The following is an 892-nucleotide window of genomic DNA, read 5'->3' on the forward strand; positions in this document are numbered from 1 at the left end:
AGAGCGGTCAGTCGAGCCTCCGGATCATCCGCAAGGACAACCGCGCGGTGTTCCAGCGACGCCCGTGTGGTCGCGAGTGAGAAGCCAACGTCCACAGGGTCCAGGCCGACCACACCGTCGCGGAGCCGCTCAGCCTGATACCGCAGCGCCTCCGCACTCCGGGCCGACAGCATCCACGGCACCAGGCCGCCCGGCACGGACGCCGCAACGGGAGCCGATTCCTCGGGCTCCGGAGCCTGCTCGATGATGGTGTGCGCGTTCGTGCCACTCACGCCGAAGGACGAGACACCCGCTCGCCACGGCCGGTCCGTCTCCGGCCACGACCGGGACTCGGTCAGCAGTTCCACCGCACCCGCGGACCAGTCCACGTGTGACGACGGTTCGTCGACGTGCAGGGTGCGCGGCAGTACGCCGTGCCGCATCGCCATCACCATCTTGATCACACCCGCGACACCCGCAGCCGCCTGGGTGTGACCGATGTTGGACTTGATCGAGCCGAGCCACAACGGCTCACCGGTGCGGTCCTGGCCGTAGGTGGCCAGCAGGGCCTGTGCCTCGATCGGGTCGCCGAGCGTGGTGCCGGTGCCGTGCGCCTCCATCGCGTCCACATCGGACGGAGCGAGCTGCGCACTGGCGAGCGCCTGCCGGATCACCCGCTGCTGGGAAGGCCCGTTCGGCGCGGTCAAACCATTCGACGCGCCGTCCTGGTTCACCGCGGAACCCCGCACCACCGCGAGCACCTGGTGGCCGTTGCGCTGGGCGTCCGACAGCCGCTCCACGAGCAGCATGCCGACACCCTCGCCCCAACCGGTGCCATCGGCGCTCTCGGCGAACGCCTTGCACCGGCCGTCCGCCGACAGCCCGCGCTGGCGGCTGAACTCGATGAACGAGC

At 70.4% G+C, this 892-nt stretch carries 1 protein-coding gene; it reads right to left on the minus strand.

Annotated features, from left to right (window positions below; translation table 11 throughout):
• Window positions 1-892 (minus strand): ketoacyl-synthetase C-terminal extension domain-containing protein (locus JK363_RS41400; protein ID WP_215911759.1); only part of this gene is annotated, 892 nt, incomplete at both ends.

The sequence above is a fragment of the Streptomyces coffeae genome, assembly GCF_016741875.1.
In the GTDB taxonomy this organism is placed as follows: Bacteria; Actinomycetota; Actinomycetes; order Streptomycetales; family Streptomycetaceae; genus Streptomyces; species Streptomyces coffeae.